Source organism: Campylobacter sp., assembly GCF_052170435.1.
In the GTDB taxonomy this organism is placed as follows: Bacteria; Campylobacterota; Campylobacteria; order Campylobacterales; family Campylobacteraceae; genus Campylobacter_A.
This window is the reverse complement of record NZ_JBQNAN010000040.1, coordinates 1-5,581: the sequence shown is the minus strand read 5'-3', so window position 1 is coordinate 5,581 and position 5,581 is coordinate 1. Positions and strand designations below refer to the sequence as shown.

Below are 5,581 nucleotides of genomic sequence, written 5' to 3'. Positions count from 1 at the left end.
GTTAAAGGTGGTTTCTCAATTCGTGAGCTCGAATTATACAGATAGGATGCTTAAAGACAGCTGAATAAATAAACCAAATTTGTATATTTTTTAAATTTATGAACGATCAGCAAAAGCAACCTGCAAAAAGCCGGTTTCTGGCGTTACTGTTATAGTAGCTGTTTTTTTAGCCGTACTTAGTACTATTTGACAATTTTGGCCATTATGAACCAGTCTATCATATCCTCTAGCTGCGCCACCGCCACCAGGAGTACTTACGCTTCTCATAGGTCTTCCAAACTCGTCAAAAGAGATAGTTTGCAAATTGCCCTGCCCGCATACCCCGCCTAGCTGTACATCAGTTATACCAAATTTTTTTGCCAAATTATATTTACTGCTAGCGTTTGCGCAATTGGCTCTCGAAATGCCGGCCCATCCTGAACTCATAAATTTATTCGGATCCAATGGATCCCTTGCAACTTCGTTTGCCGAATTTAAATTACCTGTCGCATCTCCATCATCATGATATACGCTATATCTCCATTCGTTTGCGCCCTCGCAAAATGAAGCCCTAGTAAAAGTTATACTCCACCTCTTTCTAAACCAGTTAGCATCGGTAGGGTCAAATTTACTATCCTGCATAGCTAGGTGCTGAGTATAGCGGATATGCGACATCACTTGGTCAGCAGCCTCTGCGATATGATCATCGTTTATTCTCGGTAGCGCAGCGGCGGCTATTATTCCTATTACCACGATCACAACGACAAGCTCTAGCATAGTAAAAGCTTTTTTCATCAAATTTATCCTCTAATCATCTTTTATAATCTTAAAATTTGCGATTTTTACGCCGAATTTATAGACCGCTATATTACCATAATTATCTTTTAAGTCCAAATTTGCTAGCCGCAAATTTGCGTCTGGCCGTGCATCTATACCGTAAAATTTAAGTCTCAAATCTAGCTTTTTGTCACCCGTGAAAATTTTTTCTACGCCTTCATTTTTTAGCTCTTTTGCAAGTTCTTTTGCTACATGATATCTGTAAACAAAATGCTTGGCCGGGTCTTTTAGCATGCCGTAAAGCATCTCATTAAAAAGTACGAACAAAAACCCAACGAGCAAAGAAGCCGCCGCAAAAGAAGCTAAAATTTTATATCCGTGTCTAAACATCGGTAACCTCACGCGGTATGAGCTAAAAAATACCCGAACTAAAATCGGCACGGAAATAACGCAAAAAGGCAAGTAGTTTTCGAGTTCCAGTCGCTGTCTGATCGACAAAAACAAGCAAAACAAAAATGCAGTTATGGAGACGAACCAGAGCAAATTTTTAGCCTCTTTTATCCAAACTCTATACATCGCATAGACAAAATAGACGAAAACAAAAGGCGAAAAAGCCGCAGCAAAAATGCTCACGGTATCAAGCAGATGACCTCTAGGCTTACCGCCCGAGTCAAATCCGTAAAAGTAAAAGCAAAGTGCAAAAAGCAGCGCCGCAACCCACGCCATCCTAGCGTCGCGCCTATAGACGGCAAATATAAAAATGGCCGAAAAATAAACCAAAAATGCGCCGCTAACAAAAGGCAACACGCATAAAAGCGCGTAAAAAGCGAGCATTTTGCGCAGCTGATAGAGATAAATACTTAAAAGCGAAAGCGCGATTATGATGCCGGCGTCGTTTACCAAGATCGCCGACGCCATCGTCGCAGGAAGCAGTATAAACACGACCGCGCTTACTACTCGGTCAAATTTGCGTTTTAAAATTTGCTTTGATACCTTATAAAGTAGCGCGACGCTAAAAATGTGGCAAATAACAAAAGGAAGGCGCAAGGCATAGTCGTTTTGTCCGAAAATCTCAACCGAAGCTCTAGCCAAAACGGCTGAAATTTTAGGCGAGTTATAAAACGCATCCGCCTCGTAGTAGCTAATGCTAAGCGTGCTAATCGCGTACGACAAAAAGCAAAAATCTATAAGGCAGATGATAAAAAGTAAAAACGTTTCCGAGCGTAGCATGCTAAAATTTGGGCTTAAATTTGCTCTTCCCAGAAAAACTCTATCCACTCGTGTGCCTCTCTTACCGTAAAATCAGGCAACAAAAGCGCTTTTCGTTTATAAAATATAGTCGCGATCTTTAGCTCGATATGCGGGAAACGCTTTAAAAGCTCTTGTTTGATAGCTATCATGCTCTCGCCCGTATCTATCATATCGTCCACTATCAAAATTTTATTAAATTTAGATAGATCGGGGACGTTAAAGATATCGATAGTATCGAGCTTTTTAGTCTCTTCGTAGTGGATTGAGTTTAGCGTAAAAAGATTGCGGTTATTTAGCAGGCTCGCTAAAAAATGCCCCAAAGTAAGACCGCCGCGAGCAACCGCCAAAATCACTTCGGGCTCGAAGTTTTCTTTGATATCTCGCGCCATTATCTTTACGTCTTTATGAAATTCCTCAAACGGATACTTTAGCATGTTTTCTCCTCAGTGTACTAAAAATACTATGAAACTAATGAGCGCAAGCACGATAACTCCGATATTTACGTATTCCCACTCGCGTCTCATGATACGAACCAGCAAATACGCCATAAATCCAAACGAAAGTCCCGTCGTGATCGAGTATGTAAGCGGCATCAAAATAACTATCAAAAACGTCGATACGGCTATAGCCGGATCTTTAAAATTTATATTTCCAAGCTCACTAAACATCAGCACGCCCACCATCACGAGTATCGGATATATCGCGTTTGAAGGGATAGCTTTAAAAAGCGGCAGCATAAAAATCGTAAGCACGAAAAATAGTCCGCAAAATACCGCCGTTAACCCCGTCTTGCCGCCCTCTTCTACGCCGCTAGCGCTCTCGGCAAAGGACGTAGTCGTACTAACGCCGACTAGCGAGCCGGCTACCGTAGCTACCGCGTCGGCTTCGAGGGTTTTTTCTAGTTTTTCGACGCCTTTTTGATTGCTCTCATCAAAGATTCCCGCTCTATTTCCCACGCCCGCTAGCGTACCGATAGAGTCGAAAAGATCGGTCACGAAGAAAGTAACGATCACCGGAAGCAGCGCAAAAGATAGCGCGCCCATGATATCAAGCTCTAAAAATATCGGCGAGATCGAAGCCGGTAGCGAGATAAATTCTTTCGGATACGGTGCGATACCGAAAATCCAAGCGACTACCGAGGTCGTAAATACCGCGATGATGAAGGCGCCCTTAACCTTCCATGCCCAAAAAAGTATAACGAAAAAGAGTCCCACAAAGCCCAAAATAACGTTTGGATCTTTTAAATTTCCAAGCCCGACCAGTACAGCGTCGTTATTTACGACTACGCCCATTTGCTGAAGCCCGACGAAAGCGATAAACGCGCCAATACCCGCGCTTATCGAGCGTCTGACGTCGTCCGGGATAGATTTTAAGACCCAGATTCTAAAATTCGTAAAAGATAGCACGACGAAAATTATACCCGAGATGAAAACTACGCCCAGAGCCGTCTGCCACGGTATTTGCATGCCTAGTACGAGACCAAAGGTAAAATACGCGTTCAGCCCCATTCCCACGCTCATAGCCACGGGCGTGTTCGCCCATATGCCGTTTAGCACAGTAGCGATCACCGTAATGAGCGCCGTAGCCGTGATGAGCGCATCCATCGGCATGCCGGTTTTGCTCATGATTATCGCGTTTACGGGCACGATATACATCATCGTTAAAAAGGTCGTGAGTCCCGCGCTAAACTCGGTCTTTACGCTAGTGCCGTTTTGCTTGAGTTTAAAAAAATCCAATTCCGCCTCCTTAGTTATCGTAAATTTTTAGTTCGTTATACAAGCTATCTCGCTCGACGGGAACAAAGCCCGAAGTCTGAATGAGATCGGTAAAATTTCTAAGACTCATACCGCTTGCCGACTTCGCTCCGGCCGCGCTTTGGATGCTCTCTTTTTCTATCGTGCCGTCTAGATCATCAGCGCCGAATTCCTGCGCAACCATAGCCAAATTTATCGTCGATGTCGCCCAGTACGACTTTATGTGCGCGACGTTATCGAGCACCAGACGCGAGATGGCAAAGGTTTTTAAAATTTCGGCCGAGCCGGGATAGTTTTCTACTTTTAGATAGTTGTTGTCGCGCTGATAAACCAGCGGGATAAAGGCGTTAAATCCGCCCGTCTTGTCCTGTAAACCTCGAATCCTTAGCATATGGTCGATGCGGTTTTGCCTGCTTTCTACGTGGCCAAACAGCATCGTAGCGTTACTTTCTCTACCTTTTTCGTGCCAAAGGCGGTGGATTTTGAGCCAGTTTTGGGAGCTCACCTTGCCTTTGCAGATTTTACGCCTAACCTCTTCGTCAAAGATCTCCGCTCCGCCGCCAGGCATCGAGTCAACGCCGTATTCGAGCATCTTTTCTACGACTTCTTCGTAGCTAAGGCCGTGTTTTCGCGAGAGGAAATCCACCTCCGCCGCAGTTAGCGCCTTGACGTGGATTTGCGGGTATTTTTCCTTTATTTTTTTAAAAATTTCCAAATACCACTGCCACGAAGTTTCGGGATTATGCGCCGAGACGATATGTATCTCTTTTGCGCCGTGAGCGACGCTTTTTTCGACGATTTTTAGTATTTCATCGTGACTCATCGTGTATGGGTTTGGGTTTTTGCGGTTTGCCGAAAACGCGCAAAATTTACACACGTCCGCGCAGATATTGGTCGGGTTTATGTGGCGATTTACGTTAAAAAATACCTTTTTGCCGTGCAGTTTTCGCCGTTTAGCGTTTGCGAATTTACCCAGCGTAAAAAGGTCCAGGTCGTACAAGACGGCGCATTCGTCCGCGTCCAGACGTTCGCCGCTTTGGAGTTTTTCTATTAAATTTGTCAAATTTTATTCCGAAAATAGATATTAAACGGCGATTATATGTTAAAAAAGCTTTGTTTTTGCAAAATTTTAGTATCATCGGATAAAATTTACACAAAAAGACGGCGGTAAAAAGTGGCTTTAAAAGGAAATTTAAGCGGCGTTTTAGGAGGCGCGAATTTAGCCTCGCAGCTAAAAAAGCTTCAAGGCAAGGGCTTTGCAAATTTCATCGCAAAGCAAAGCGACGAGCTCATAAAAGCTCTATGCGCGCGGGTTTTGGACGAGATTTTCGCAGATTTTAACCCAGACGTCGATTTTATCCCGTTTTGCGTCATCGCTACCGAAAAGTACGCCGACAACCTCATCTCCACAAGCTCGGTTTTAGAAGTTTTACTCGTTTTTAAAGAAAACGCGGGCTTTAACGTCAAATTTATCCTAAAAAAGCTAGTCGCCGCGCTGGAGGGCTCAAATTTAAAGCTAAATATCAAAATTTGCGAGCTGGGCGAGATTTTCGAATCTCACAAAAACGACCACAAAGCAAAGGCCGCTTTTAGCCGCATCCGCTACATCTGCGGCTCGCGGACGCTTTATAAGGCCGCCCGGTCGGAGATTTATAAAACTCGCGAATTTAACGCGCAAGAAAATCTCAAATTTTACGCCAAAAATTTGGGCGCTTTTAACGATATCCCAAACATAAAGCAAGAGCCCGATCTTAAAAACGATCTAGGCGGCACGAACGACATCTACTACCTAAACTGCGCTCTAAACGGCTTTGAAAACG

The 5,581-nt window shown here is 43.9% G+C and carries 5 protein-coding genes and 1 pseudogene; 1 reads left to right on the top strand and 5 read right to left on the bottom strand.

Translation table 11 applies throughout. From position 1 onward, the window contains the following. Positions 1–96: 96 nt before the first annotated feature. Genes ACTTJF_RS09775 through mqnE form a run of 5 tightly spaced genes read right to left on the bottom strand, consistent with a single transcriptional unit; the run spans position 97 to position 4,824 of the window. Entirely contained in the window at positions 97–774 is a 678-nt protein-coding gene (locus ACTTJF_RS09775) for a prepilin-type N-terminal cleavage/methylation domain-containing protein (protein ID WP_442551798.1), read from the bottom strand. A gap of 12 nt (positions 775–786) precedes the next feature. Beyond that, a complete protein-coding gene (locus ACTTJF_RS09770) occupies positions 787–2,034 on the bottom strand; it encodes an ArnT family glycosyltransferase (protein ID WP_442551797.1) in 1,248 nt (415 codons plus the stop codon). Further along, positions 2,001–2,441 carry a phosphoribosyltransferase gene (locus tag ACTTJF_RS09765; RefSeq protein WP_442551796.1) on the bottom strand — a complete coding sequence of 147 codons (441 nt, stop codon included), beginning with the start codon at positions 2,439–2,441 and terminating at the stop codon, positions 2,001–2,003. Before ACTTJF_RS09765 ends, ACTTJF_RS09770 begins: the two co-directional genes overlap by 34 nt. Before the next feature lie 9 nt (positions 2,442–2,450). Further along, positions 2,451–3,743: an NCS2 family permease gene (locus ACTTJF_RS09760; RefSeq protein WP_298946001.1), complete on the bottom strand. Its 1,293-nt coding sequence runs from the start codon at positions 3,741–3,743 to the stop codon at positions 2,451–2,453. A gap of 10 nt (positions 3,744–3,753) precedes the next feature. Then, positions 3,754–4,824 (bottom strand): aminofutalosine synthase MqnE, encoded by a 1,071-nt coding sequence (gene mqnE, locus ACTTJF_RS09755; protein ID WP_442551795.1) that lies wholly within the window; start codon positions 4,822–4,824, stop codon positions 3,754–3,756. Positions 4,825–4,935: 111 nt separating this feature from the next. Here mqnE and ACTTJF_RS09750 point away from each other — a divergent pair. Then, positions 4,936–5,581: pseudogene (locus ACTTJF_RS09750) on the top strand (HD domain-containing protein); the annotation flags it as partial.